Origin of the sequence: Ornithinibacillus gellani, from assembly GCF_003730295.1 — a bacterium.
Taxonomy (GTDB): Bacteria; Bacillota; Bacilli; order Bacillales; family Amphibacillaceae; genus Ornithinibacillus_A; species Ornithinibacillus_A gellani.
On record NZ_QTSZ01000017.1, the window covers coordinates 85,167 to 109,021 of the forward strand.

Sequence of the window (23,855 nt, forward strand, 5' to 3'; positions counted from 1 at the left end):
CTAGATTCCTCCAAATAACTTCATCAAGCCATGCATCGCCTCAAACATGGCAGCAAAAAGATTTTTGGCAAGTGTCATATACAAGCCCAAAAAGACGACCAATACAGCAAAGCTGACAAATATCTTCAATGGTAAACCAACAACAAATACGTTTAATTGCGGAACTGTCCTTGCAATGATTCCTAAAGCCACATCCACCAAAAACAAACAGCCAACAATCGGTATAGACATCTGAAAAGCAATTAAAAATAACTGATTAAAGATACGCATGATAAATTCTGGAAGTCTTCCATCCTGAAACGGTACAAATGCATCAATTGGAATGAGCTGATAGCTATAAAACATTCCATCTATTAACAAATGATGTCCATCAACCGATAATAAAAATAATAGCGCAATGATATAAAAATACTGTCCAATTAATGGGCTTTGTGCACCTGTTTGTGGGTCCACAACGTTTGCAATCGCAAACCCCATCTGGAAGTCGATAAACCCTCCTGCAATTTGGACGGCTGCCAGGATAAGATAAGCTATTAACCCGATAAGTAATCCAACAATGATCTCTTTGGCAAGCAGAAATAAATAATTTTCATCCAATACAAATCCGGATGTGTCCACTGTGGTGTACATAAGTAATGCAATGAAAAAGCTTATTCCAATCTTAAAGGGCAAAGGAATCGTCCGATAAGAAAATAACGGCATTGTTATGAAAAAAGCCAACACCCTTACCAATAACAGCATGAAGATTGGAATGCTTTGAACCTGAATAATTTCTAGCATAACGCTAACCTACAAACTGATTTAAATTTTGGAATAATTCCAATGTAAATTGAACCATTTTTGATAACATCCATGGACCAAAAAAGACTAAACCAACAAGAACAGCAACAATTTTAGGAATAAATGCTAGGGTTTGCTCCTGAATTTGTGTTGTTGCTTGAAATATACTGACCAGTAATCCAACTGCTAATGCCAATATAAGCAACGGTCCCGCAACAAGTAGGATCGTATATATTCCCTTTTCAGCTAATGCCAGTACAAATTCACTATTCATGATTCATTAACCCCTTGTATATTCCATTCTTATTGATTAAAAGCCACTTAATAAGGAGTGGGTAATTAAATACCAGCCATCGACCAAAACAAATAATAATATTTTAAATGGTAAAGAAATCATCACTGGTGGCAGCATCATCATTCCCATCGACATCAATACACTTGCCACAGCCATATCTATCACTAGGAACGGAATAAAAATCATGAACCCCATTTGGAAGGCTGTTTTCAGTTCACTGATGGCAAACGCAGGCACAAGTGTCGTCAATGGAATATCCTCTAAAGTTTCTGGCTTATCGCCGTTGGTGTAATTCATAAATAATGCCAAATCCTTTTGTCTCGTATGTTTGGCCATAAAACCTTTCACTGGTGCACTTGCACGGTCATATGCTTCATCCAATGTTATTTCTTCTGCGAATAATGGCTGTAATGCATCGTTATATACATCCCCAAATGTCGGCGCCATGATAAAAAAAGTAAGAAAAAGTGCTAAGCCAATTAATACTTGGTTTGGCGGCATCTGTTGGGTTGCTAAAGATGTCCGTACAAACGATAAAACAATAATGATTCTCGTAAAACTTGTCATTAATATTAAAATACTCGGTGCCAGCGATAAAACAGTTAAAAGTAGTAATAATTTTACCGATGTGGAAACTGCGGACGGATCACTGCTCGAAAACATATCCATAAATTCATTCATATCGATCCGTCTCCTGTTTCTTTTGTTCTAACTGCTTACGATTTTGCTTCAGCTTGTTTAGCTCCCTCGAAAACAAAGCAGTAAAATCCTGTTTTCCTTCCTTGGAATGATCATCTTTCTTTGAAGCTGGGAGGGAAAGGAATGGTTTTAAAAAGGAATGAGATGTTGCTTCATCCTTTTCTTGTTCCATCATTTCCTGTATGACGGATTCATCTGTAATTTCTTGAAGCATTTCCACATTATCCCCTACACCGATGATATAGAGTCTCGAACCAATCCGTACAAGCTGTATTGACTTATTCTGGCCAACTGAGATTCCACCTAAATTTTCCAGCATCTTTACCTGCTGAAACATTTTATTTCGTCGGTTCATCAGCTTTAATAAAATATAAATCAATGCAAGGACGAGTAATAATGCAAAAAACATTTTTACCACACTAAATGTCAATGATTCAGAATCTGCTACCTCGCCAATGGTTTCTGACTGATTCTCTTGCTGGGCTGGCTCATTTTCTATACAATCTGCATCTTCTTCCAAACACTCGTCCAAGTACTTATCCTTTGCACTTACCGAAGAAAAAGGAATGTAGAATAACAGCAATACGAGCATAAAGCTGATGCTAAGTTTTTTTAGCATGTTATTCACTCTTTTCTTAGTTCAGCACTTTCTGAATTGCTTCTATGACACGATCAGCCTGAAATGGTTTTACGATGAAATCCTTCGCACCCGCTTGGATAGCATCGATGACCATTGCTTGCTGGCCCATCGCAGAACACATAATTACTTTCGCACTTGAATGGATATTTAAAATCTGTTTCAAAGCTGTAATTCCATCCATCTCCGGCATGGTAATATCCATTGTTACTAAATCAGGTTCCAATTCTTTATACTTTTCGACCGCTTGCTGGCCATCCTGTGCTTCACCAACTACATCGAAACCATTTTTTACTAAAATATCTTTGATCATCATTCGCATAAATGCTGCATCATCAACAATTAAAATCCGTTGTCCCATTTTTCATTCCCCTTATTATTTAAGATTTTTTATTCTATCTGATTGGCTAATAATACCTGTCACCCGCACACCGAAGTTTTCTTCAATTACAACAACCTCTCCGCGAGCTATTAATTTCTCATTTACAAGAATATCAACCGGTTCTCCGGCCAGCTTATCTAACTCCACAATAGAACCAGACGTTAATTCCAAAATATCTTTAATACTGCGTTTGGTCCTTCCTAATTCAACCGTTACCTTTAACGGAATATCCAATAGCATATCTAAATTTCTGCGTTCCGATTGATTAAATTCCACCTGTTCAAAATTAGAAAAGACTGCCTGCTGTACATTTGATTGGTTGTGATCAACTGGATTCCCCATGTATTGTGGTGCACGCTCCTTTCGATCTACCGGCATCGCTGTTGGCTGACTCACAGGTTCTTCGGAAAAAACATCCTTTGTCATAGCTTCACTTTCAAATGGAGCTGAAGAATCTTCCTCCTGAGGCTCATCTAGTAATTGGCCAACCAAGCTTTTTGCAAAGTCAATAGGCATCAGCTGTTTGAAACAGGAATCGATTAGATTTCCAACCTTTAACTGGAAGGATACCTTCACAAATGTTTCCGCAGTACCAATTTCTTCACTATCAGCTTGTTCATTTTCCTTTGTTAATTGAATCGCAGGTGGTGAAATGTCCACACGCTTGTTAAATATCGTAGACATACTGGTTGCTGCTGCACCCATCATCTGATTCATCGCTTCTTGAACAGCACTCAAATGAATGTCGGTCAGCTCCTCATCAGGATTTGTTCCATCTCCACCAAGCATAATATCTGAGATGATGGACGCGTCCCTCGATAAAATCACCAATACATTTTGTCCGGAAAATCCTTCAATATAATTCACTTGGATATTCACACGATCAAAGTTAAAAGATTCAATGAGCTCTTCTCTGCTGACAACTGAAACGGTCGGTGTCGTTATTTCTACCTTTTGATTCAGCAAAGTGGATAGCGTAGTAGCAGAGCTGCCAATCGATATATTGCCTATTTCTCCAAGCGTATCGATTTCGATATCGGTTAATTCATTCATTTCATCCGCTTGATCTTCTGCTTCGCTTATTTTTAATAGCGCATCAATCTCATCTTGGGAAAGCATGCTATCATTCATTCTGTTCATTCCCTTCCTCTATATCTTCCAATATCTGTACCGAAATTTTGTTTTTTAGCTTTCCAGCTTGGACATGGAATTTGGCTTCATCATTAATCAACAGCTGTAACGGCTGTTCAATTGGCTGATTCAGCGAAATAATGTCATTGGATTGCATATGAATAAAATCCTGTACACTAATATTTGTTTCACCAAGTAATGCCTTGACCTCAACATTGGCAGCTTGTATATTTGCTGACAGTTTCTCATAGACTGCCTCATCCCGCTCTTTCTTGGCTGTTTGCATCCAATAGTGGGCAGATAGCTTTGGAATGATTGGCTCCAACACAATATGCGGAATACAGATATTGATCATGCCGCTCGTTTCACCAATCATCGTATTCAGCGAAACGACTACAACTGTTTCATTAGGAGATATCATTTGAAGGAATTGTGGATTCACTTCAAAGTCCTCCAGTACTGGATCTATAGAGACAATAGAGGACCATGCCTCCTTTAAGTTAACGCTAGCTTTTTCAAACAGCTGTGACATTAAAATGGTTTCAATTTCTGTTAAACTATCAACCTTATTTATTCCATCCCCTCTACCACCAAGCACCCGATCCAGCAGGCCATAGGCAATATTCGGATTGATTTCCATAATCATGCGCCCATCCAGTGGTGCAAGTTGGTACACGTTCAGTACAGTAATTTCAGGTATGGAACGAATAAATTCCTCATATGGTATTTGGTCTACCGATGCAACATTGATACTCACATATGTACGTAATTGCGCTGAGAAAAAGGTTGTTAGTAACCGAGCATAGTTCTCATGAATTCTGCCAATGCTACGGATTTGATCTTTGGAAAATCGTAACGCACGTTTAAAGTCATACACACGGACTCGCTTTTCTTGTTCGTCTTTCTTTAACTCATCCGCATCCATTTCCCCCGAGGTCAATGCTGATAACAATGCGTCGATTTCATTTTGTGATAGTACTTCGTCAACCAATTCGGTCACCTCCAACTTGGACAAACTTTTGAAGCATATGTAGAATGCACCCACCGACAGGATCGTTATTGCAGGATTTTGCTAATGGTATATACACCTGTAACTTCGCCTTCTGTCATTAGTTCATTCAGCTTGGTCTGAAGCTGTTCTTCTAATTTTCCTAGACCTGATTTAAAATCTGCTTCTTTCATTGTTGCTAGTTCTTTAATAATTTGGTTACGCACTTGGAATTCCCGTTTGGTAATTTCCTTTTTCGCATCCTTACTATCCAGGATCAATTGGAATTGTATCCGAACGAAGCTTCCATCCTCCAAATCCGTTGTTACTTCAGGTGTTTCATAGGAAAGCTCGACCATTTCATCAATAGACTGTGCATCCGTTGTTTTTTCATTGTCCAGTACATATAAAACAATAAAAGCTGCAAGTGTCCCAATTAATACAATACTAATAATCGAAGTTAGCATTGTTTTAACCAATTTACTCATTTGACTCACCCGCCTTACTGATTAATTGCTGTAAACCAATCTGTTGATAATAGGAAGTAATCATTTCCGAAACAGCATCCACCTGTTCCCTAACGACAATCTTCTTACCATCTATCAATGTGATGGTCGTATCTGGAAGAGACTGCAATTCTTTAATCATTAAAGCATTTAATAAAAAAACATCGCCATTCAATCTAGTTAATTCAATCATGGTTTGATGTGAGGGGCGCCCTTAGAAGCGCCCCCACCTCCTTTTATCGTTTTAGGTTAACGAGTTCTTGCAAAATCTCATCAGAGGTTGTAATAATTCTCGTATTTGCCTGGAAACCACGCTGAGCAGTAATCATTTCGGTAAATTCTTCTGATAAATCTACATTCGACATTTCTAATGCACCGCTAACGATTGTTGCTGCACCATCACTTTCTGGCGCAATGATTGTTGGCTCCCCATCTGTTCCAGTACCAGCATTGCTTGTAGCACGATATAAATTACCGCCAATTTTTTCTAATCCACCTGGGTTAGCAAAAACAGCAATTCCGATTTGCGCTCGCTCGCTTGGATTGTTATCATCTCCAACAACAGTAATCACACCATCTTTACCGATACTAATGCTATTCGCTTCGCTTAAATTAATACGATCTCCGTTGACATCTAATACAAAATATCCATCAGCATTTACCAGATTGTCATCCCCATCTAAGTAAAAGTTCCCGGCACGGGTATATACTCTGCCTTCTGGTGTATCAAGGATAAACATGCCGTCTCCTTCTAACTGCAAATCCAATGGGCTGTTTGTTGTTTGGCTAAATCCTTGTGTATGGATATTGTCGATGGAACCAATTTTCGAACCTAGTCCAACTTGGGAAGGATTCGTACCACCTCGTACATCCGTAGGAGCATTAGCACTTACCATCGTTTGACTCATAAGATCCTGAAACGTAACACGACCTTTCTTAAACCCAACTGTATTGACGTTGGCAATATTATTTCCAATTACATCTAGCTTCGTTTGAAAACCTTTCATTCCTGAAATTCCTGCATACATTGAACGTAACATGTTTCATTTCCCCTTTTAGGTTATTATTTTGATGTGTGCTGCATCTGTCAGTCAGCAGCTTTGGCCTCCCTAATGGGTCCAGCCTATTCTTCCATTAAAATGGTTCCATTAATATTCGTAAAAATCCGATCCTTCGCTTCCGCTCGATCCATTGCTGTCACGACGGTATGATTACTTGCACTAACAAGTAGTGCTGCGTGATTCATGATAACGAGAGAATCCGTAATTCCTTTTTTTCTTGCTTCAGTGACCTTCTCACCGATTGCTGCCCATTGCTGATCATTAATATGAATATTTCTTTCCTGCAAGCGTTCTGTAGCATGCTTGCTAATCTTTAAATCCTGAGCGCCCTGTAAAACCTGTTTAAAATCAATACTTGTTTGTTTGGGTCGCTGTGCAGAATGGATATGCAAGGAATGCTGACCAGGTACTTGGTGGATACGATGGTCCACTACGTATCACTCCTTCTGTGATGGAGCATCATCTTCTTCTGGCTCATTGGTTTCTGTGGATGCATCCTTAATTTCCAAAATGGAGTCAGCATATATTTTTTCGCCATTATCCAGCTCCAATATCGCCCAGCCTTCTGATTGACTTACTGAGATAACTTTTGCAGTAATCAAATCACCTTTTTTACCAGTTTCTTCATCATAATCCTGGTAGGAGACAGTCTTGCCAATCATATGACTATACTGAATCACAGGAGACATTAATTGACTCTGTACGAGTGTGTCAATAGACTTCGACATGTTCATCATTTGTTCCAATGAAGAAAATGTAGCCATTTGTGCTATGAAATCCCGATCTTCCATCGGATTTAATGGGTCCTGATTTTGAAGCTGTGTCATCAAAATCTTAATGAATTCGTCTTTCCCTAGTTCCGTACTTGGCGTTCGATCGGTCGTTTGATTCTTTAAATAAAAGGATGGATCGATTGTATTCATCATTACTCACCTACACTTTCTCATCTAGCGCCTCTTGAAAAGTCTGTGCAAAATCATGTTTCTCTTGATGTGAATGACCTGAATGGGATCCACTAGCATGCTCTTGATCTTGTTCTTCAAAAGACTGATCGGCTTGTTCCTGCTGTGCTTCCTGTGTTGTTTGAATGGTTGGCTCTTGCCTTTCAATAACAACCTGATGCGGCGAAAACATATGCTTTAATTGATGCAAGTTGGATTCAAGCATTTCTTTAGCTTGTGCTGTTGCAACAACCATCTTCACGGTCATTTCGCCATTTATTTCAGTAAATCGAATGAGAATATCCCCCAGATTACCCGGATTTAATGCAATCGTTAACTGGCTTCTCCCTGGTGACTGTAGAAAACCTGTCGTTTGAATTGCTTTTTCAAACTGGGACATCAATTGTTTATCAACCGTTGGCGAATCCTGTGTCAATTGCACATGTACAACATATTGCTCCAACTTAGACATTGGTAGAACAGTACCTGCAGCATGAGGCTGTGTCACTTCTGTTGGTTTCGTAATCGTTTCTGGCTCCAACTGCATTTCATGAATGAGCCATTTGGCAATATCTTTACTTGTCAGCTCTGCATTCATTGGATAATGCTGCTGGACTTTAGAGTGACTGCGTTTTTCAAATAGATGTATTAACTTTTCTCTTATTCCCTGCTCTTCTGTATCCTGTGTTGGAAACACTTTTTCTCTGTTTACTTCAGCGGTTATTTTGACATCTGCCCAATCTTCAACCGGGACTGGCTCATATGGCCCAATTTGAATGGGGATAGGTTCGTTGGGCCTATTCCAATTTGGATGTACCGCCTCCATTGGTGTAGACGACTTCGCTCCCAATGCATTTTGTTGCTGCATAAGCAGTGAGTATTGTTCAAGCAATTGTAGCAGCTGGGGTGCATGTTCCAGTGCCTCCTGCATTGTCGTTACACGAGCCAAAATGGCGTCCAGTTGCTTCTCTAGCTGCTTCAGTTGATTATCCAGCTCTTCTTCTGTCGCTGTTATATGCATGACCTGCTCCGTATCGGCAATTTCTTCTACATGCGATATCCCCTCTATCGGAACGGCAGCTGACAGTTCTTGTAACGAATCACTCGGTTGAGCCAAAGCGCCTGTTTGAACGAGGATATTTTCCAGTTGAGCAATCCCATCCATGTTCCACGGCATAGTTGGAATAGGCTTGGTAGACCATTCATCCTGGTTTTCTTCCAATTCCATCGTCATGCTTTCCTTCTCATTGGCAGTCATTTCCTTTTCAACCGCTTCCCTATCAGTTGTCGTCACATCTTGTAATGCTGCTAATTGTTGTCCGAAGGTAGATGTACTTGAATCGGCACTTTCCTTTTCCGCTAACCTACCATCCGATAAAGATATACCTGAAGTGAATAATGTATTCATCTGGATCATTTTTTCACCCCCTTTCAAGGTCGTGATGTTGATATTTATTGTTGAAGCATGTTTTTTGTCAGTTTGGCGGCTATTTCCGGGTCCATCGCACCTAAGATTGATCCGCGAACCTTAGAAGAAACCTGTGCTAAAATAGTTGCAGCCTCCTGATGACTCATTTTCTCAAGTATTTGTGCTGCTTGCTTACCTTCCATCGTTCGAAAGGAAGCAGCCAGTTCCTTGAGCATGTCCTTTTCTTCGGTAGCTGTGCCCTCTGGAAGATCAGATGCAGCTACTTTCGCTTCCAAATGTTTTACCTTTTCTTCCAACTGGGTAATCGTGCCATGTAAATCTTCATTTTCCTTCTCGATTAATTTAAGATCCGCATTCTTCACTGCAATATCCGTTTCCAAATCTTCAATAACTAATTCAAGTGAAGGCCCTGCCTCTTCATCCGGAATCATCTTGGAAACGACAGGAATATTTCGTCCTTTGTCCTTTAACCAATCCATTACTTCAAAACCCGCGAAGGATAGGGCAGCGATGATCAGCGCTATCACGATCATAATTGGAATCACAATTGCAAAAACGACCCATAAAATGGGATTGGAGCGTTTTTTATGCTTGCTATTCATTTTCCCTGCCATTTTCATCACCTATTATTCTGGCTCACATATTGCTGGATAGATACTTCATCCATTGCCATTGTTTCCTGTCTACGCACCGTTTCCGCAAATTCCTTTTCACGTATTTCAATGATTTTCTCGAACTTTTTCACTTCCACATGTGCGTCAGTGAGCGTAGCTTGTCTTGCCTCCATCTCGGAACGAGCAAGTTGTACTTTTTTCTGCAATTCCATCATTTGTCGATTTAGCACTTCTATGTAAGCTGCTTGCTCTTTCATGACATCAATTTGAATCGTATGTTGAAGGGAATCTTCATAAGACTCCTCTGCTTCTTCTTTTTGTTTAAGCAAACGATATAATTGCGTCGCAGCATCCTCGAAAAACTGCATTGCTTGGCTATAGGCTGATTGCGCTTCATTTTTTTCTCTTTCTCGTATATGAAGTATTTTTGATAATGCAACCGTATTTGTCATGACGTGACACCCCCATGTAACAGCCTTTCCATTTGCAGCACGGAGTCTGATAAAGGCTGTGTTTCATAAACATCCTGCTTTAAAAAAGCTTGTATTTTTGGATAGTAAGCAATTGCCCGATCGATTTCTTGACTTGTTCCCCTTTTATAGGCACCTATTTGGATCAATTCACTATTTTCCTCATAGGAGGCCATTAACGTACGTAACTCCTGCGCGTTCTGCCGATGATTTTCGTCTACGATAGCATGCATGACACGACTAATTGACTTCAGAGCATTGATTGCTGGAAACTGCCCACGTTCTGCTAATTTTCTATCCATGACGAAGTGCCCATCTAAAATTCCTCTTACCGTATCCGCAATCGGTTCGTTCATATCATCCCCATCGACCAATACCGTGTAAAAAGCTGTAATAGCGCCTATTTCATTTGTACCAGTTCGTTCCAATAACTTAGGTAATGCTGCAAAAACCGATGGCGTATAGCCTTTCGTCGTCGGTGGCTCTCCAACTGCTAACCCTGTTTCTCGCTGTGCCATTGCAAATCTGGTCACAGAATCCATCATGAGATTAACTTGGTAGCCTTGGTCACGAAAATATTCACTAATTGCTGTAGCGGTATATGCACCCTTGATTCGCATTAGCGCGGGCTGATCTGATGTCGCTACGACAACAATTGATTTTTTTAAACCTTCTGGGCCAAGATCATTCTCGATAAATTCACGTACTTCACGACCTCGTTCACCGATAAGCGCAATCACATTCAAATCCGCTTCACTATTTCTGGCAATCATCCCAAGTAAAGTACTTTTACCAACACCACTACCCGCAAAAAGACCAACCCGTTGCCCTTTTCCAACGGTTAGTAAACTATCAATAACCTTTACACCGACCTGAACCGGTTCCTTTATGGATGCACGTTTCAGTGGGTTTGGTGGCGATTGCTCTGTTGAATAGGATACCAACCCCTTCGGTAATGCTGATTGATCCAGTGGCTTTCCCAGTGAATCTAGCACACTTCCAATTAAGCTTCTGCCTACTTTAATTTTTAGCGCCTTTCCTGTAGATTCAACAAGACAGCCTGGCCCAATCTCTGTTACTTCACCAAAGGGCATGAGCAGCATTTTTTCTTGGTTAAAACCAACAACCTCAGCCACTACAGGTTTACCTCTTTTTGAGGAAGGATGGATGTAACATACTTCACCAATGTTCGCGGCAGGTCCTTTTGATTCAATCATCAACCCAACTACCTGCTGCACACTTCCATAACGTTTATATGTATCCATATTTTTCATATCGGATAAAACCTGCAGTCTACTCATTTACTCGTCTCCATTTAATACTTCCTGTAATTGGATGCGGATTGATTCCAGCTGTGTATCAATACTGGCATCGATTTTCCCATATGGATGTTCGATGACACAGCTTCCTGCTGACAATGAATCATCTATACCAATCGATAACGTTGCATGCTGATCCAGCATCCGCATGAGCTCATCCTTTTGCGCCAACACGTACTCATAATCATCTGGATGCAAATAAATCGAAATGGCTGGCTGATTTTTTACTTCCTGAATGGCAGCTCTCACAAGCGGCAGAAAGGTTGTTCTATCTTCATTGATGGTTCTCTTCATTATTTTTCCTGCGATTTGAATGCCAATTTCCAAAATATCTTCTTCCGCATGGTCAATTGTGTCATGATAGTCATTCCGTGCGGAGGCGACGATGTCATTCATCTGCTGAATTAAAGCTTCATATTCCTTTGCACCAGCCTGCTTCCCCAGGTTTAATCCCTCTTGAAAACCAGCTTGCTTGGCTTGGTCTATCCACCCCGCTTTTTCGGTTTCCCAGTCTTCACGTTCTTTTTCTATCTGTTCTTGCGTTTCTTTTAGTAGCTGGTTCTTTTGTGCACGCAATTCCATCAATTCATCCTGCAAGAGCTTCAATTCTTGCATACTGCTTTGCTTGGCGGATTGAACATTATCCTGTAGTTGAAACTGTTGACGCACGGTCTTCATGGACTTAATTTTAACGATGCGTCCATTAGATGCATGTTCATTTTCCTGTGGATAATCAGACAATGATATCATCTCCTCCACCTCTTGCAATGACAATTTCGCCAACATCTTCTAAGCGCCGGATAACAGAAACAATACGCGTCTGCGCTTCTTCCACATCCCGCAAACGAACAGGACCCATGTATTCCATTTCTTCTTTAAAGGTTTCTGCCATTCGCTGTGACATATTCTTAAAGACAATATCCTTTACTTCATCACTTGCTACACGTAATGCTAAACGCAGGTCTTCATTTTCCACTTCTCGAATCACGCGTTGGATGGCACGATTATCCAGAATAACAATATCCTCAAAGACAAACATCCGTTTTTTGATTTCTTCCGCAAGTTCTGGATCTTGTATTTCAAGTGCGTCCAGAATAGTTCTTTCAGTACTTCGATCTACTCCATTCAAAACTTCCACAACAGCTTGAATTCCACCAGTTTGCGTATAATCATCTGTAAAGGATGAAGATATGTTTTTTTCTAATACCTGTTCCACCTGACTAATGATTTCCGGTGAAGTTGAATCCATTGTTGCGATTCGTCTGGCAATATCCGCCTGCATATCCTGGGGCAGCTCCGAAAGTATTTGACCCGACTGCTCTGAATCCAAATAGGATAATACAAGTGCGATGGTTTGCGGATGCTCCCCTTGAATAAAGTTCAGTAATTGCTGTGGATCAGCCTTGCGTGCAAAATCAAACGGACGCACCTGTAAAGAAGAAGTAAGGCGGTTAATGATATTGGTTGCTTCTTCCTTACCAAATGCCTTTTCTAATACCGTTTTGGCATAACCAATTCCGCCTTGAGATATATAATCCTGAGCCAATGCGATTTGGTGAAATTGTTCCACCACATCCTCTTTCATATCTGTGTCTACTTTTTTTACAGAGGATATTTCAAGGCTAAGCTTTTCAATCTCTTCTTCTGTCAAATGTTTATATACTTGGGCCGACACATCCGGTCCCAATGAAATTAGTAGAATGGCTGCTTTTTGTTTCCCTGTTAAAGCACCCTTTTGCCTTGCCATAGAAACACCTCCTAATCTTCCCCAATCCAACTTCGAAGTAGCTTCGCAAAATCATCGGGTTTTTCCTTCGCCATTTTTTCCAATTGCTTTTTACGGACAATTGCTTCTGTCTCCTCGGTATCGCCAATATCTGGAACCTGGATATTTACTGCAGGAGTTGGTACCTCCATGATCGTTTCCTCTTCTACCGTTTCACGTTTTCGAAGCAGCATGATGAGCAATAGCGCAATCAGGATTAGCAATGCCCCACCAGTAACATACATCCATAACGGAATACCTGTTGGTTCTGTTTGTGGTAAGGATGCACTTTCACTAAATTCCTGGAAGACGATGGATATATTCTCTTCCGGTGTAATTGCTTCGTATTCTTTATCAATTGACGTGCGAACAATGGATTGAAGAATAGAGGCAATTCCTTGTTCTACGAGTGCTTGATCGTTTTGTGACAGGTACTCTATTTTATCTCCATCTCGTTCTTTCACGCGGTTAACGACAACCTGAATCCCTAAATCTCTTACTTTATACGGACTTTCTACTATTTCCTTTTGAATCCGATTGAATTCATTGTTAATTGTTTCCTTCACAAGCTCATAATCGCCATCTTCATCTTCCGTTGCTTGATAAGTACCTGCCGTGTCCTCTTCACCAGTTCCCGAAGTTCCACCAGGCACTTGCCCTCCAGTGTACGTCTCATGAATCGATTCAATGCTGACAGGCAAGCCTTCCATCGTTTCTTCATCAACTGGATCAACTAATTCTTCTACTCGGTTTTCCTGTGTGAAATCCACATCTGTTGTCACGGATACAACAACATTTTCCATGCCGACCATCGAACCTAGCATGTTTTGTACACGGACCTGAAGATCACGTTCAATGTCTTTTTTCACACCTTGCTGGTAGGCAAATCCTTCTTGTGCCGTTCCTTCTTTGCTATTTCGCTCAAAGCTCTCTAAATATTGGTTCGTAATAACAATATTATCTGGTGTCACATTTGGAACAGCTTTTGAAACGAGATGATACAATGCATCAATTTGATTCCCTTGAAATTGATAGCCTGGTTTTGTGTGAATCTTAATCGCAACACTTGCCGGTTGTTCTGCTTCACTCACAAAAACTGTTTCCTTAGGCATCGTAATCATTACCGATGCATTTTCTATACCATCAATGCCCTTGATTAGATTAGCCAATTCTGTTTGCATGGCATCCAATTTAATAACATCGAACTCGTTGTCGGTTATTCCCCAAGAGGCATTTTCACTAAAAAAAGAATAATCAATGTTACCACTATTTGGAATTCCTTGGCCTGCTAAATCAATAAGTAACGAATCGACCTGGTTATCTGGGACTGTTATCGTTGTTCCGCCATTAGCAATTTCATATGTAACTCCTCTGGCATCCAATTCCGTTTTGATTTGACCAGCCTCTTGGGCAGATAAATTGCTATATAACGGCACTAAATTCGACTGATTTGCAAAAAATAAAATAATGCCAATAAGCATTACGACCAGTACAGTAGAACCGATAAATACGCTTTTTTGCACCTTCGACCGATTTTGCCAAAACGAAGTCAGTGTGGTCTGCATTTGTTTCAAATTTTCTTTCATATAATCCCCTCTATACTACAACGACAATATCTAACATATAAAAGCAGTACAAAAGTTCAGTAGGTTTCCAGCCACCTGAACCGTTAACAAACATTCATTCTTTTTATGTATTCCACTAGTCATGACAAATTACCTGAAGCCATACAGATGATGCTATTTATACTTGCATTCTCATAATCTCGTTATAAGCATCAATAACCTTGCGTTGAATTTGCACAGATGTTTCCAATGTAATGCTCGCCTTTTGTGACTGAATCATCACCTGATGTAGATCATCAATGTTTCCGTTTATCAGTGCTTTCGTCGCTTGATCGGATTGTTGCTGAGCTGCATCTACCTGTTCAATCGCTTTTTTTAATTCCTGCGCAAAGCCCTGTGTCTTATTACTTTCAGTTGAAGCTAGTTTAGCTGACTGTAATGGCTGTACACCTATAGACTGTAATCCCAATATTTGCTGGTTCATATATATCTACTCCTGCCTATTTTCCAATTTCCAAAGCTTTCATCAACATACTTTTACTAGCGTTTAAAGCCGTAATATTTGCTTCATAGGAACGAGTTGCTCCCATTAAATCAACCATTTCCTTTAAAGGATCGACATTCGGCATTTGGACGTAACCTGACTCATCCGCATCTGGATGGTTCGGATTAAACACAAGTTTAAATGGTTCTTCATCCTCTACGATTTTAGAAACCCGTACGCCCTCTGCAGCATTTCCACTTGATGCTTGTTGAAGTGCTGAGCGAAAGCTTTGTCCATTTATCGGTTTCATATGTACTAACTTTCTGCGATAAGGCTCAAACTCGCCTGCCTCATTCACTGTTGCTCTTGTGGAATCTGCATTAGCAATATTGGATGAAATAACGTCCATACGAAGTCTTTGGGCTGTCAATGCACTTCCACTTGCGTTTATCGCATTAAATATCGACATCGTTAACGCCCTCCTCTTATAACAGTTTGCAAATTATTAAATTTACCATTCATTCGATCTACTAATGCTTGATAATAAATTTGATTTTTAGCTAGCTCGGACATTTCTTTATCGATATCCACATTATTGCCGTTGTGATTATAGGACGTTTGTCCCCTTTGCACAATTTGATAAGGTGTAGTTGGCTGTCCGAAATCGATATGCTTGCTATGTGTACGCTTTGTTTTCACTGTACCGAACATCGCATTGTCTAGTACATTTTTGAAAACTACTTCTTTAGACTTATAGTTTGGTGTATCAACATTTGCGATATTTGTTGAAATAGCACGATTTTTGGCCGATGAATAATCTAGAGACTGTGATAATGACTGAATTGTTTTACCAAACAAATCGATGATCATCCACTCCTTTTACATTTAGTTCCATTTATACAATAATTAAATCTTCTTAAACAGTTGATACATAAGCATTCAATCGTTTGTGAAACAAGTTAAAAATGGACACCCATAAAATTTTTAATCACTACGAATATTGTATGTTATATCTTTTTCAAAGTCTATCGTTATTCGACACAATTCATATTGGGAAAGTGAAATGGATATAAAGTCCTAGTACTTTTAACTCATTATTCAACCATTAAATGTATTTAATGCCACTTAATTGTAAAATTAATGAATACAAAAGAAATCTTTTCCTTTGTAATTTTGTGAAAACGGACCAAGATTAGACATAAATTAGGTAATTAGAACTACAACTAAAAACCCATTATCTTATTTATACCATAAATTTCGTTCGGCATAGCAAACTATTTTAATGCTAAATAATTTTGTAGCTAACATCTTTTCATATAGACAAATAAATTTGTTTGTCAGCGTTACATCAGAAAAATCTATATCAAAGGGAATTTATATCACTGTGCTGTACAAGGTAGGACTATGTCATCTGGCAATTAATGAAGGATTGCGTTCAAAAAAAGACCCAAATCTCTGGTGGAGGGTGAAAGCAATTACAAGTTGCACGTGCATTACTTTATGGCAAAGAAATTCTAGTGGTGGACGAAGCTTTATCTGGGTTAGATGAGGACAGTGCGAATCGCTTAAATCAATTAATCATGCGTTATCCAGGAACTGTGATTGATATCGAGCATCGACTGGATGAGAAAATGAGGAGGCGATTTAATAAAATAATTGAAGTAAGCAAAGTTACCGCACAAGTAAGTTACGAAGGATAAGGTGGCATAATTGCATCTATAATTACATTTTATTAAAAAAAGACAGTTGAATTTTCATTCTAACTGTCTTTTTCAATTTTTCAATACATGTATGTCTTGTTTATCACAGGTTAACTGGCTGTGAGACCCCCTCTTCAAGTATTTTTGCGTTGATAACAAGAAATGATAAGTCGGGAATCAACAGCCAGTAAAGACCTGATTGGTTCAACTAACAATGAGTGGGGGAAGTGCAAAAATCCCCACTGATTGAAGTTTGAAGTTTCACTTTATCTGGAACGAAGCTTATCTAGTTCTACTAGGAATTTATCGTTCAATACTTTGATATATGTTCCTTTCATACCTAGGGAACGTGATTCAATAACCCCAGCACTCTCTAGCTTTCTCAATGCATTTACGATAACGGAGCGAGTGATTCCTACGCGATCTGCAATTTTACTTGCAACAAGTAAGCCTTCATTGCCGTTCAATTCCTCAAAGATATGGTCAATAGCTTCTAGTTCACTATAAGATAAAGAACTGATTGCCATTTGAACAACCGCTTTACTTCTAGCTTCCATTTCAATTTCTTCTGTTTTCTCATGTAAGATTTCCATACCAACCACAGTTGCACCATATTCAGCCAATAACAGGTCATCTTCATTAAAGCTTTCTGTTAGTTTACCTAGTACAAGTGTACCTAGACGTTCGCCACCACCAATAATAGGGACAATCGTTGTTAAACCGGACTGGAACAATTCCTTATTCTCTACTGGAAAAACTGTGTATGGACTTGAAATATCCAGGTTTGCAGTTGTTTCATGAATATTAAATAGTCCTTGTGTATATTCTTCTGGGAACTGTCTATCTTCCAACATCGATTTCATACGGTCATTATCAATTTCTTGGTTAATGGCATAGCCTAGAAGCTTTCCTCTTCTGCTGACAATGTATACATTCCCTTTCAATACATCTCTTAAGGATGCAGACATGTCATTAAAGTTAACTGACTTTCCTGTTGCCTTTTGTAGCATTGCGTTAATTTTTCTTGCACGGTTTAATAGTTCCATGATAATCCTCCATTCAATATTTGAATTTTACATATTTTTTACAATATAAATTGACTTAAATCTTTATCTTTTACAATGGAATTTAATTTGCCGTCAACATACTCCGGTGTTATTTCAATGGTTTCCAATGTAATGCTTGGTGCCTCAAAGGATAAATCCTCTAATAGCTTTTCCAAAATAGTATGCAATCGTCGTGCACCAATATTATCTGTTTCCTGATTAACTTGATAAGCAATTTCTGCCAGTCTTTTAATGGCTCCATTTGTAAATACAACATCAATATCTTCTGTTTTCAACAATGCCTGATACTGTTTTAGCAATGCATTAGAAGGTTCTTTTAGAATACGCTCAAAATCTTCTACAGACAGTTTTTCAAGCTCCACACGAATGGGGAATCTCCCTTGCAGTTCTGGAATTAAGTCAGATGGTTTACTCATATGAAAAGCTCCGGCAGCAATAAATAGCATATGATCTGTTTTAACAGGTCCATGCTTCGTGACTACCGTTGAACCTTCCACAATCGGCAAGATATCACGCTGAACCCCCTCCCGCGATACATTCGGAGAGTTATCTTCCTTGCCTGCCACCTTATCAATTTCATCCACAAAAATAATCCCGGACTGTTCTGCCCGTTCAATCGCAATTTGAGCTACCTCTTCCATATCGATCAGTTTCTGGGCTTCCTGCTGTGTTAATACCTTCCTTGCCTCTGATACCGGCAGCTTACGTTTTTTCTTACGCTTCGGCATAAACTGTCCAAAGGCATCTTGCATATTCATCCCCATTTGTTCCATACCCGAACCTTGTAGCATGTCAAACATGGAAGGGGGAACTTCTTCAATTTCAACAGTTACGATATGGTCTTCCAATTCACCTAATGCTAATTGATGAGCTACTCGTTGGCGCTTGGTTCTTACCTCGTCATCCTTGACGTGATCCTTACCATCTTCCTCTGTTTGAGATTGCCCGGAAAATAGCATCTCCAACGGATTTTTCATATTGGATTGTTTTTTGGCCTGCGGAACAAGCAATTTAACAAGCTTTTCATTTGCTTCTTTTTCCGCACGATCCATCACGCCTTCAAGCTGTTCTTCTTTCACCATGCGCATCGCCATTTCCACGAGATCGCGCACCATGGATTCTACATCACGTCCAACATAACCGACTTCTGTAAACTTCGTTGCTTCCACTTTTACAAATGGTGCACCAACTAGCTTAGCTAGTCTTCTAGCAATTTCTGTTTTACCTACGCCTGTTGGACCAATCATCAATATATTTTTTGGAACAATCTCATCTTTGATTTTTTCGTCCAGCTTCGTACGACGATAACGATTACGAAGTGCAACAGCAACTGATTTCTTGGCAGTCTGTTGTCCAATGATATATTGATCCAATTGCTCAACAATTTGTCTTGGGGTTAATTCCATTCCCATCTTTGCAATCGGCCTCCTCACTCCAAAACTTCCAGTGTAATTTGGTCATTGGTATAGACACAGATTTCACCGGCAATTGTCAATGCTGCCTGCGCAATTTCTTTTGCAGATAAATGATCCGAGTATCTGACTAATGCCCTGCCGGCACTTAATGCATAATTGCCACCGGAACCGATAGCAAGAATGCCATCATCTGGTTCAATGACTTCACCAGTACCAGATACAAGTAACATATTGGACTTATTCATCACAATCAGCATTGCTTCGAGCTTACGAAGCACGCGATCGCTGCGCCATTCCTTAGCAAGTTCGACAGCAGCCCGTGTTAGATTACCATCATATGCCTCCAGCTTGCCTTCGAATTTTTCAAATAATGTAAAGGCATCTGCAACAGATCCTGCAAATCCTGCAAGCACTTTCCCGTTATACAAGGTTCGTACTTTTTTCGCTTTATGCTTCATTACGACAGCATTGCCTAAAGTTACCTGACCGTCGCCACTCATGGCACATTGACCATTGTGACTGACAGCAAATATCGTTGTTGCATGCATTTCTTGTACCAAACAATCACCTCTTCACTCAGCTTGGTCAATCATTTGCCCGTGGATGGGCCTTTAAGTAAACGCTACGCAGATGATCCTTTGTCACATGTGTATAAATTTGTGTGGAAGAAAGATTCTCATGCCCTAATAATTCCTGGACAGTTCGTAAATCCGCTCCCTCGTTCAGCATATGTGTTGCGAAGGTATGTCGCAGCTTATGTGGATGGACATGTACAGTTAATGCTGCTTTTTCCACCATTTTATCAAGTATCATACGAATCCCTCTCGCTGTCAGTGGTTGACCACGAAAGTTCAAAAACAAATCATTTGTTGGCTGTGATGTTTTACCTGCAAGTTTCCCTCTGCCGTCTTGGATATATGTTTCCAATGCCATTTCCGCATAACTACCAAAAGGCACATAACGTTCTTTTCGTCCTTTACCAGTGACAAGCATCGTACCAATTGCGAAGTCCACATCGTGAAGCTGTAAACCTACACACTCACTCACCCTGATACCTGTCGCATATAAGGTTTCCAATATGGCTTGATTTCGCTGACCCAATGGATCAGTTACATCATTCACCGCAAACAGCTTATCGAGCTCTTCCGTATAAAGGAAACCAGGTATGGTTTTGCTCGTTTTTGGTAAGTTAATTTGCTGAAATGGATTATTTGACACGTTTCCTTGTCGCTCTAAAAATCTGTAAAAACTACGTAAGCTTGATATTTGCCGCGATACCGTTCTCCTGCTCAATTTTTGCTCGTATAAATAAGCCAAAAATAAACGGACAACATGATGATCAACCTCTTGAAAGCTTTCCACATTTTCACGCTGCAAAAACAAATGTAGTGTTTCCAGATCATTCAGATAATACTTAATTGTATAGGGTGAAGCATTTTTTTCAATCTGCAAATATTCGACAAAATCCTTTTGATTTACGGCATAGTCCTCCATTTGCATTACTCCTTAGTGAATGGCGAATAAAGCATATCATATATTAATTTTCAAATCAATAAATTTAACTAAATTGTAACAACATTCAGAAAGACACTGAAAATGGATTCGTTTTACTTGCTAAATTGCAAAAACTTTATGTATGCACGTTCACATGCATCCATATGTAAATTTTTGTATAAAAAATGGTCCTATTGGAATGGTGTGCAGCATCCCTACATAACAGGCTTGTCATGGAAAGCTATATATATCCACAAACAAGCTGTCAAGTAAATTTCCTTTCCAATAGGATATTATATCTATTTGGTTCATAATAGTCAATAAAAACAATTCATGCATTCATAAACTTTACAATTGTTTCTATAAGCCAATGTATTCTAATTATTGCCATGGGTTTCGTTGATTATTCCCATTTCTCTCATTTTTTGTTTTGTATCATCTGTTCCTAAAAGATAAATGCGGCGATAAATTTCCATTAAATGTGCGTCATAACCATATCGTTCATCATCAACACTGAATTCATCAAATGGTTTTGCCAAATATTCTACTGCCTTTACAGCATGTGATTTTTTCTTTTTAAATAAATCTCGAATTTCCTCTACTTCATCTGTAGATGCTTCAATTTCAAATTCAATGCCACTATCTGGTACAGACATGGTACGAATATCTTCCTTATCTACTGTTACATAATAAATTTGTTTTTCATTCATCAAGAAACCCTCCCTTACCAAGTAATTCCCTTTTTGCTTTACTTAAAACATGCAGCCTCCTCCATCCTCGCATTGTCCTTATCACCATGCAAAAGTGCTGCCTTCATAAAAAAACACCACCACATTCCATTTTGGAATGATGGTGGTGTCTCTTTTAATACAGCTGTGAATGTCTAGCCTTGAGGCGCTTCTTTATAATCACATTTTGTACATTGAATTTGTGTTTGTTTTTTAATTTTTTTCTCTACAAGTAATGATTCGCATTTCGGGCATGGACGTGATATCGGCTTATCCCAAGAAACAAAGTCACATTCCGGGAATCGATCACAGCCATAAAATGTACGCCGTTTTTTGGATTTTCTTTCTACGACTTCACCCTTTTTACAGGTTGGACATTGGACACCTATTTTCTTTAAAATCGGCTTTGTATTTCGACATTCCGGAAAATTAGAGCAAGCAAGGAATTTACCATAGCGGCCCATTTTATAGACCATTTCATGACCACATTTCTCACAATCAATTCCAGCAGGCTCATCCTTGATTTCAATTTTTGCCATTTCTTGTTCCGCTTTTTCCAAACGAATGTGGAAGTCCTTATAGAAATCATCCAATAACTGGATCCACTCTGTTTTACCTTCCTCGATGGAGTCAAGATCACTTTCCATCTTCACCGTGAAATCAACATCAATGATTTCCGGGAAAAATTCCTGCAGCATTTCTATAACAATGACACCAAGCTCAGTTGGAATAAACCGCTTGTTATCAATGCTAACATAGCCACGTCTTTGAATCGTATCTAATGTCGGTGCATAAGTTGATGGACGGCCGATTCCCTTTTCTTCCATCGTTCGAACCAGGCGAGCCTCTGTATAGCGTGGCGGTGGCTGTGTAAAATGCTGATTCGGTTTAATATCCTTTGCTTGTACAACTGTTCCCTCCTCTAACTCTGGCAAAAATGCCTGATCTTTCTGTTTAGAATCATCGCTACTTTCAATGTATACGCGCATAAACCCTTTAAACTTTACCTTTGAGCCAGTTGCTCGGAATTCAATACGACCATTTTTCAAATGGACTGTCATTGTATCCAATACAGCCTGTGCCATTTGACTTGCCAAAAAACGTTCCCAAATGAGCTTATAAAGACGAAGCTGATCCCTGGATAAGACTGTTTTCAATGAAGAAGGTTCGCGCATTACGGATGTTGGACGAATTGCTTCGTGGGCATCCTGTGCACCTTCTTTTTTCTTTGTAACACGCTTGGTACCCAGATATTCTTTCCCATATGCATTTTCGATATATTCAGCAGCTTCCTGCCTGGCTACATCGGATATTCTTGTTGAATCGGTACGCATATAAGTTATCAGACCGGTAATACCGCCTGCTTTTTTGCCTAAATCTATTCCTTCATATAATTGCTGGGCAAGCATCATTGTTTTCTTTGCACGGAAATTCAGTTTTCGTGCGGCCTCTTGCTGCAAGGAAGACGTAATAAACGGAAGGGCGGGATTACGCTTTCGCTCACGTTTGTTTACTTTATCAATTGTAAATTCTTTTGATTTCAACTCATTCAAAATTTCTTTTACATCTGCTTCTGATTCGAGCTTCTTTTTCTTACCATCTAATCCGTAAAAAGCACCTTCGAATTGTTCCTTATCCTTTAGAAAGTCAGCTTCAATGGACCAGTATTCTTCCGGCTTAAAGTTTTCAATCTCTTTTTCGCGATCAATAATCATTTTTAAGGCTACCGACTGCACGCGTCCGGCACTTAGACCTTTTTTCACTTTTTTCCATAGTAATGGACTGATGTTGTACCCAACTAATCGGTCCAGTATACGTCTTGCCTGTTGCGCTTCTACTAAATCGATATCAATCGCTCGTGGATGCTTAAATGATTCTTTGATGGCATCTTTCGTAATTTCATTAAATACGACACGGCATGCTGAGTCTTCATCAACATTGAGCGCGTGCGCCAAATGCCAAGCAATTGCTTCCCCTTCGCGATCCGGGTCAGCCGCGAGATAAATCTTTTTGGCTTTTTTTGCCGAGCTTCTTAGGTCTTTTAAAATATCACCTTTACCACGAATCGTAATATATTTAGGTTTAAAATTATCATCTGGGTCAACACCCATTTGGCTTTTCGGTAAATCAATAACATGACCCATGGAAGCCTTTACTTTATATTTCTTTCCTAAATAACGTTCTATCGTTTTCGCCTTAGCTGGCGATTCCACGATTACTAAATAATCTGCCATTATTTTTCCTCCCAAAATGAGGTACAATCAATTTTTTTATCTGTTGCCCCTTCATGAGCCGCTCATTTTATCTTGATGGATATAAAAATGAACCATATACAACAATAGATTACAAATCTTCACTAATAGTAAATATATATATCCTTTTTGT

General features: G+C 39.5%; 29 protein-coding genes. 1 reads left to right on the forward strand and 28 read right to left on the reverse strand.

The genetic code is table 11. The features are described 5' to 3' along the window. From fliR to flgB, 22 genes are all read right to left on the reverse strand, one after another. Window positions 1–780 (reverse strand): flagellar biosynthetic protein FliR, encoded by a 780-nt coding sequence (gene fliR, locus DX933_RS04545; protein ID WP_123315298.1) that lies wholly within the window; start codon window positions 778–780, stop codon window positions 1–3. Window positions 781–784: 4 nt separating this feature from the next. Continuing rightward, the gene (fliQ, locus tag DX933_RS04550; RefSeq protein WP_123315299.1) at window positions 785–1,054 is read right to left on the reverse strand and encodes a flagellar biosynthesis protein FliQ; all 270 of its coding nucleotides are present in this window, start codon (window positions 1,052–1,054) and stop codon (window positions 785–787) included. Between the two features lie 36 nt (window positions 1,055–1,090). After that, entirely contained in the window at window positions 1,091–1,756 is a 666-nt protein-coding gene (gene fliP, locus DX933_RS04555) for a flagellar type III secretion system pore protein FliP (protein ID WP_123315300.1), read from the reverse strand. Beyond that, complete coding sequence (locus DX933_RS04560) at window positions 1,749–2,393, reverse strand: flagellar biosynthetic protein FliO (protein WP_123315301.1); 645 nt, start codon at window positions 2,391–2,393, stop codon at window positions 1,749–1,751. Before DX933_RS04560 ends, fliP begins: the two co-directional genes overlap by 8 nt. 16 nt (window positions 2,394–2,409) lie before the next feature. Then, entirely contained in the window at window positions 2,410–2,772 is a 363-nt protein-coding gene (locus DX933_RS04565) for a response regulator (protein WP_123315302.1), read from the reverse strand. 15 nt (window positions 2,773–2,787) lie between these two features. After that, entirely contained in the window at window positions 2,788–3,924 is a 1,137-nt protein-coding gene (gene fliY, locus DX933_RS04570; RefSeq protein WP_123315303.1) for a flagellar motor switch phosphatase FliY, read from the reverse strand. After that, complete coding sequence (fliM, locus tag DX933_RS04575; RefSeq protein WP_123315304.1) at window positions 3,917–4,915, reverse strand: flagellar motor switch protein FliM; 999 nt, start codon at window positions 4,913–4,915, stop codon at window positions 3,917–3,919. The genes fliY and fliM overlap by 8 nt, the downstream gene beginning before the upstream one ends. Window positions 4,916–4,980: 65 nt before the next feature. Next, a complete protein-coding gene (gene fliL, locus DX933_RS04580; RefSeq protein WP_123315305.1) occupies window positions 4,981–5,400 on the reverse strand; it encodes a flagellar basal body-associated protein FliL in 420 nt (139 codons plus the stop codon). Further along, window positions 5,393–5,611 carry a flagellar FlbD family protein gene (locus DX933_RS04585; RefSeq protein ID WP_123315306.1) on the reverse strand — a complete coding sequence of 73 codons (219 nt, stop codon included), beginning with the start codon at window positions 5,609–5,611 and terminating at the stop codon, window positions 5,393–5,395. The genes fliL and DX933_RS04585 overlap by 8 nt, the downstream gene beginning before the upstream one ends. Before the next feature lie 43 nt (window positions 5,612–5,654). After that, a complete protein-coding gene (flgG, locus tag DX933_RS04590) occupies window positions 5,655–6,458 on the reverse strand; it encodes a flagellar basal body rod protein FlgG (RefSeq protein WP_123315307.1) in 804 nt (267 codons plus the stop codon). Between the two features lie 83 nt (window positions 6,459–6,541). Further along, a complete protein-coding gene (locus DX933_RS04595) occupies window positions 6,542–6,910 on the reverse strand; it encodes a TIGR02530 family flagellar biosynthesis protein (protein ID WP_123315308.1) in 369 nt (122 codons plus the stop codon). Between the two features lie 6 nt (window positions 6,911–6,916). After that, entirely contained in the window at window positions 6,917–7,402 is a 486-nt protein-coding gene (gene flgD, locus DX933_RS04600) for a flagellar hook assembly protein FlgD (protein ID WP_123315309.1), read from the reverse strand. A gap of 10 nt (window positions 7,403–7,412) precedes the next feature. Beyond that, window positions 7,413–8,837, reverse strand: coding sequence for a flagellar hook-length control protein FliK (locus DX933_RS04605; RefSeq protein ID WP_123315310.1), 1,425 nt, complete (start codon window positions 8,835–8,837; stop codon window positions 7,413–7,415). Between the two features lie 35 nt (window positions 8,838–8,872). Continuing rightward, window positions 8,873–9,463 (reverse strand): MotE family protein, encoded by a 591-nt coding sequence (locus DX933_RS04610; RefSeq protein WP_190279413.1) that lies wholly within the window; start codon window positions 9,461–9,463, stop codon window positions 8,873–8,875. A 5-nt stretch (window positions 9,464–9,468) separates the two neighbouring features. After that, the gene (gene fliJ / locus DX933_RS04615) at window positions 9,469–9,915 is read right to left on the reverse strand and encodes a flagellar export protein FliJ (RefSeq protein ID WP_123315312.1); all 447 of its coding nucleotides are present in this window, start codon (window positions 9,913–9,915) and stop codon (window positions 9,469–9,471) included. Then, a complete protein-coding gene (gene fliI, locus DX933_RS04620) occupies window positions 9,912–11,234 on the reverse strand; it encodes a flagellar protein export ATPase FliI (protein ID WP_123315313.1) in 1,323 nt (440 codons plus the stop codon). The genes fliJ and fliI overlap by 4 nt, the downstream gene beginning before the upstream one ends. Continuing rightward, on the reverse strand, window positions 11,235–11,993 hold the full coding sequence (gene fliH / locus DX933_RS04625; RefSeq protein WP_190279414.1) for a flagellar assembly protein FliH: 759 nt from the start codon (window positions 11,991–11,993) through the stop codon (window positions 11,235–11,237). After that, window positions 11,986–12,999: a flagellar motor switch protein FliG gene (gene fliG / locus DX933_RS04630; protein ID WP_123315315.1), complete on the reverse strand. Its 1,014-nt coding sequence runs from the start codon at window positions 12,997–12,999 to the stop codon at window positions 11,986–11,988. Before fliG ends, fliH begins: the two co-directional genes overlap by 8 nt. A gap of 11 nt (window positions 13,000–13,010) precedes the next feature. Continuing rightward, complete coding sequence (fliF, locus tag DX933_RS04635; protein ID WP_123315316.1) at window positions 13,011–14,603, reverse strand: flagellar basal-body MS-ring/collar protein FliF; 1,593 nt, start codon at window positions 14,601–14,603, stop codon at window positions 13,011–13,013. Between the two features lie 157 nt (window positions 14,604–14,760). After that, window positions 14,761–15,066: a flagellar hook-basal body complex protein FliE gene (gene fliE / locus DX933_RS04640; RefSeq protein ID WP_123315317.1), complete on the reverse strand. Its 306-nt coding sequence runs from the start codon at window positions 15,064–15,066 to the stop codon at window positions 14,761–14,763. Window positions 15,067–15,082: 16 nt separating this feature from the next. Then, window positions 15,083–15,535: a flagellar basal body rod protein FlgC gene (flgC, locus tag DX933_RS04645; RefSeq protein ID WP_123315318.1), complete on the reverse strand. Its 453-nt coding sequence runs from the start codon at window positions 15,533–15,535 to the stop codon at window positions 15,083–15,085. 2 nt (window positions 15,536–15,537) lie between these two features. After that, complete coding sequence (gene flgB, locus DX933_RS04650) at window positions 15,538–15,930, reverse strand: flagellar basal body rod protein FlgB (protein WP_123315615.1); 393 nt, start codon at window positions 15,928–15,930, stop codon at window positions 15,538–15,540. Between the two features lie 656 nt (window positions 15,931–16,586). Between flgB and DX933_RS04655 the strand changes: the two genes are divergently transcribed. Further along, complete coding sequence (locus DX933_RS04655) at window positions 16,587–16,766, forward strand: P-loop NTPase family protein (RefSeq protein WP_123315319.1); 180 nt, start codon at window positions 16,587–16,589, stop codon at window positions 16,764–16,766. A 266-nt stretch (window positions 16,767–17,032) separates the two neighbouring features. Here DX933_RS04655 and codY read toward each other — a convergent pair whose 3' ends face one another. From codY to topA, 6 genes are all read right to left on the reverse strand, one after another. Next, entirely contained in the window at window positions 17,033–17,812 is a 780-nt protein-coding gene (codY, locus tag DX933_RS04660) for a GTP-sensing pleiotropic transcriptional regulator CodY (protein ID WP_123315320.1), read from the reverse strand. Between the two features lie 38 nt (window positions 17,813–17,850). Further along, on the reverse strand, window positions 17,851–19,245 hold the full coding sequence (gene hslU, locus DX933_RS04665) for an HslU--HslV peptidase ATPase subunit (protein WP_123315321.1): 1,395 nt from the start codon (window positions 19,243–19,245) through the stop codon (window positions 17,851–17,853). Window positions 19,246–19,262: 17 nt separating this feature from the next. Continuing rightward, window positions 19,263–19,808: an ATP-dependent protease subunit HslV gene (hslV, locus tag DX933_RS04670; protein ID WP_123315322.1), complete on the reverse strand. Its 546-nt coding sequence runs from the start codon at window positions 19,806–19,808 to the stop codon at window positions 19,263–19,265. A gap of 25 nt (window positions 19,809–19,833) precedes the next feature. After that, window positions 19,834–20,742 carry a tyrosine recombinase XerC gene (xerC, locus tag DX933_RS04675; protein WP_123315323.1) on the reverse strand — a complete coding sequence of 303 codons (909 nt, stop codon included), beginning with the start codon at window positions 20,740–20,742 and terminating at the stop codon, window positions 19,834–19,836. Window positions 20,743–21,119: 377 nt separating this feature from the next. Next, on the reverse strand, window positions 21,120–21,452 hold the full coding sequence (locus tag DX933_RS04680; protein ID WP_123315324.1) for a hypothetical protein: 333 nt from the start codon (window positions 21,450–21,452) through the stop codon (window positions 21,120–21,122). Between the two features lie 173 nt (window positions 21,453–21,625). Next, a complete protein-coding gene (topA, locus tag DX933_RS04685) occupies window positions 21,626–23,704 on the reverse strand; it encodes a type I DNA topoisomerase (RefSeq protein ID WP_123315325.1) in 2,079 nt (692 codons plus the stop codon). Window positions 23,705–23,855: the final 151 nt, after the last annotated feature.

What these genes read in the sequence shown, in the direction of transcription:
- flgG (WP_123315307.1), bottom strand. Translation starts at nt 6,458, where the DNA reads ATGTTACGTTCAATGTATGCAGGAATTTCAGGAATGAAAGGTTTTCAA.
- DX933_RS04610 (WP_190279413.1), bottom strand. Translation starts at nt 9,463, where the DNA reads ATGGCAGGGAAAATGAATAGCAAGCATAAAAAACGCTCCAATCCCATT.
- DX933_RS04565 (WP_123315302.1), bottom strand. Translation starts at nt 2,772, where the DNA reads ATGGGACAACGGATTTTAATTGTTGATGATGCAGCATTTATGCGAATG.
- DX933_RS04585 (WP_123315306.1), bottom strand. Translation starts at nt 5,611, where the DNA reads ATGATTGAATTAACTAGATTGAATGGCGATGTTTTTTTATTAAATGCT.
- codY (WP_123315320.1), bottom strand. Translation starts at nt 17,812, where the DNA reads ATGGAACTATTAAACCGTGCAAGAAAAATTAACGCAATGCTACAAAAG.
- fliJ (WP_123315312.1), bottom strand. Translation starts at nt 9,915, where the DNA reads ATGACAAATACGGTTGCATTATCAAAAATACTTCATATACGAGAAAGA.
- fliY (WP_123315303.1), bottom strand. Translation starts at nt 3,924, where the DNA reads ATGAATGATAGCATGCTTTCCCAAGATGAGATTGATGCGCTATTAAAA.
- fliI (WP_123315313.1), bottom strand. Translation starts at nt 11,234, where the DNA reads ATGAGTAGACTGCAGGTTTTATCCGATATGAAAAATATGGATACATAT.
- xerC (WP_123315323.1), bottom strand. Translation starts at nt 20,742, where the DNA reads ATGGAGGACTATGCCGTAAATCAAAAGGATTTTGTCGAATATTTGCAG.
- hslU (WP_123315321.1), bottom strand. Translation starts at nt 19,245, where the DNA reads ATGGGAATGGAATTAACCCCAAGACAAATTGTTGAGCAATTGGATCAA.
- DX933_RS04560 (WP_123315301.1), bottom strand. Translation starts at nt 2,393, where the DNA reads ATGCTAAAAAAACTTAGCATCAGCTTTATGCTCGTATTGCTGTTATTC.
- fliQ (WP_123315299.1), bottom strand. Translation starts at nt 1,054, where the DNA reads ATGAATAGTGAATTTGTACTGGCATTAGCTGAAAAGGGAATATATACG.
- topA (WP_123315325.1), bottom strand. Translation starts at nt 23,704, where the DNA reads ATGGCAGATTATTTAGTAATCGTGGAATCGCCAGCTAAGGCGAAAACG.
- fliP (WP_123315300.1), bottom strand. Translation starts at nt 1,756, where the DNA reads ATGAATGAATTTATGGATATGTTTTCGAGCAGTGATCCGTCCGCAGTT.
- fliF (WP_123315316.1), bottom strand. Translation starts at nt 14,603, where the DNA reads ATGAAAGAAAATTTGAAACAAATGCAGACCACACTGACTTCGTTTTGG.
- DX933_RS04680 (WP_123315324.1), bottom strand. Translation starts at nt 21,452, where the DNA reads ATGAATGAAAAACAAATTTATTATGTAACAGTAGATAAGGAAGATATT.
- flgD (WP_123315309.1), bottom strand. Translation starts at nt 7,402, where the DNA reads ATGAATACAATCGATCCATCCTTTTATTTAAAGAATCAAACGACCGAT.
- fliE (WP_123315317.1), bottom strand. Translation starts at nt 15,066, where the DNA reads ATGAACCAGCAAATATTGGGATTACAGTCTATAGGTGTACAGCCATTA.
- fliR (WP_123315298.1), bottom strand. Translation starts at nt 780, where the DNA reads ATGCTAGAAATTATTCAGGTTCAAAGCATTCCAATCTTCATGCTGTTA.
- flgC (WP_123315318.1), bottom strand. Translation starts at nt 15,535, where the DNA reads ATGTCGATATTTAATGCGATAAACGCAAGTGGAAGTGCATTGACAGCC.
- fliG (WP_123315315.1), bottom strand. Translation starts at nt 12,999, where the DNA reads ATGGCAAGGCAAAAGGGTGCTTTAACAGGGAAACAAAAAGCAGCCATT.
- DX933_RS04605 (WP_123315310.1), bottom strand. Translation starts at nt 8,837, where the DNA reads ATGATCCAGATGAATACATTATTCACTTCAGGTATATCTTTATCGGAT.
- fliL (WP_123315305.1), bottom strand. Translation starts at nt 5,400, where the DNA reads ATGAGTAAATTGGTTAAAACAATGCTAACTTCGATTATTAGTATTGTA.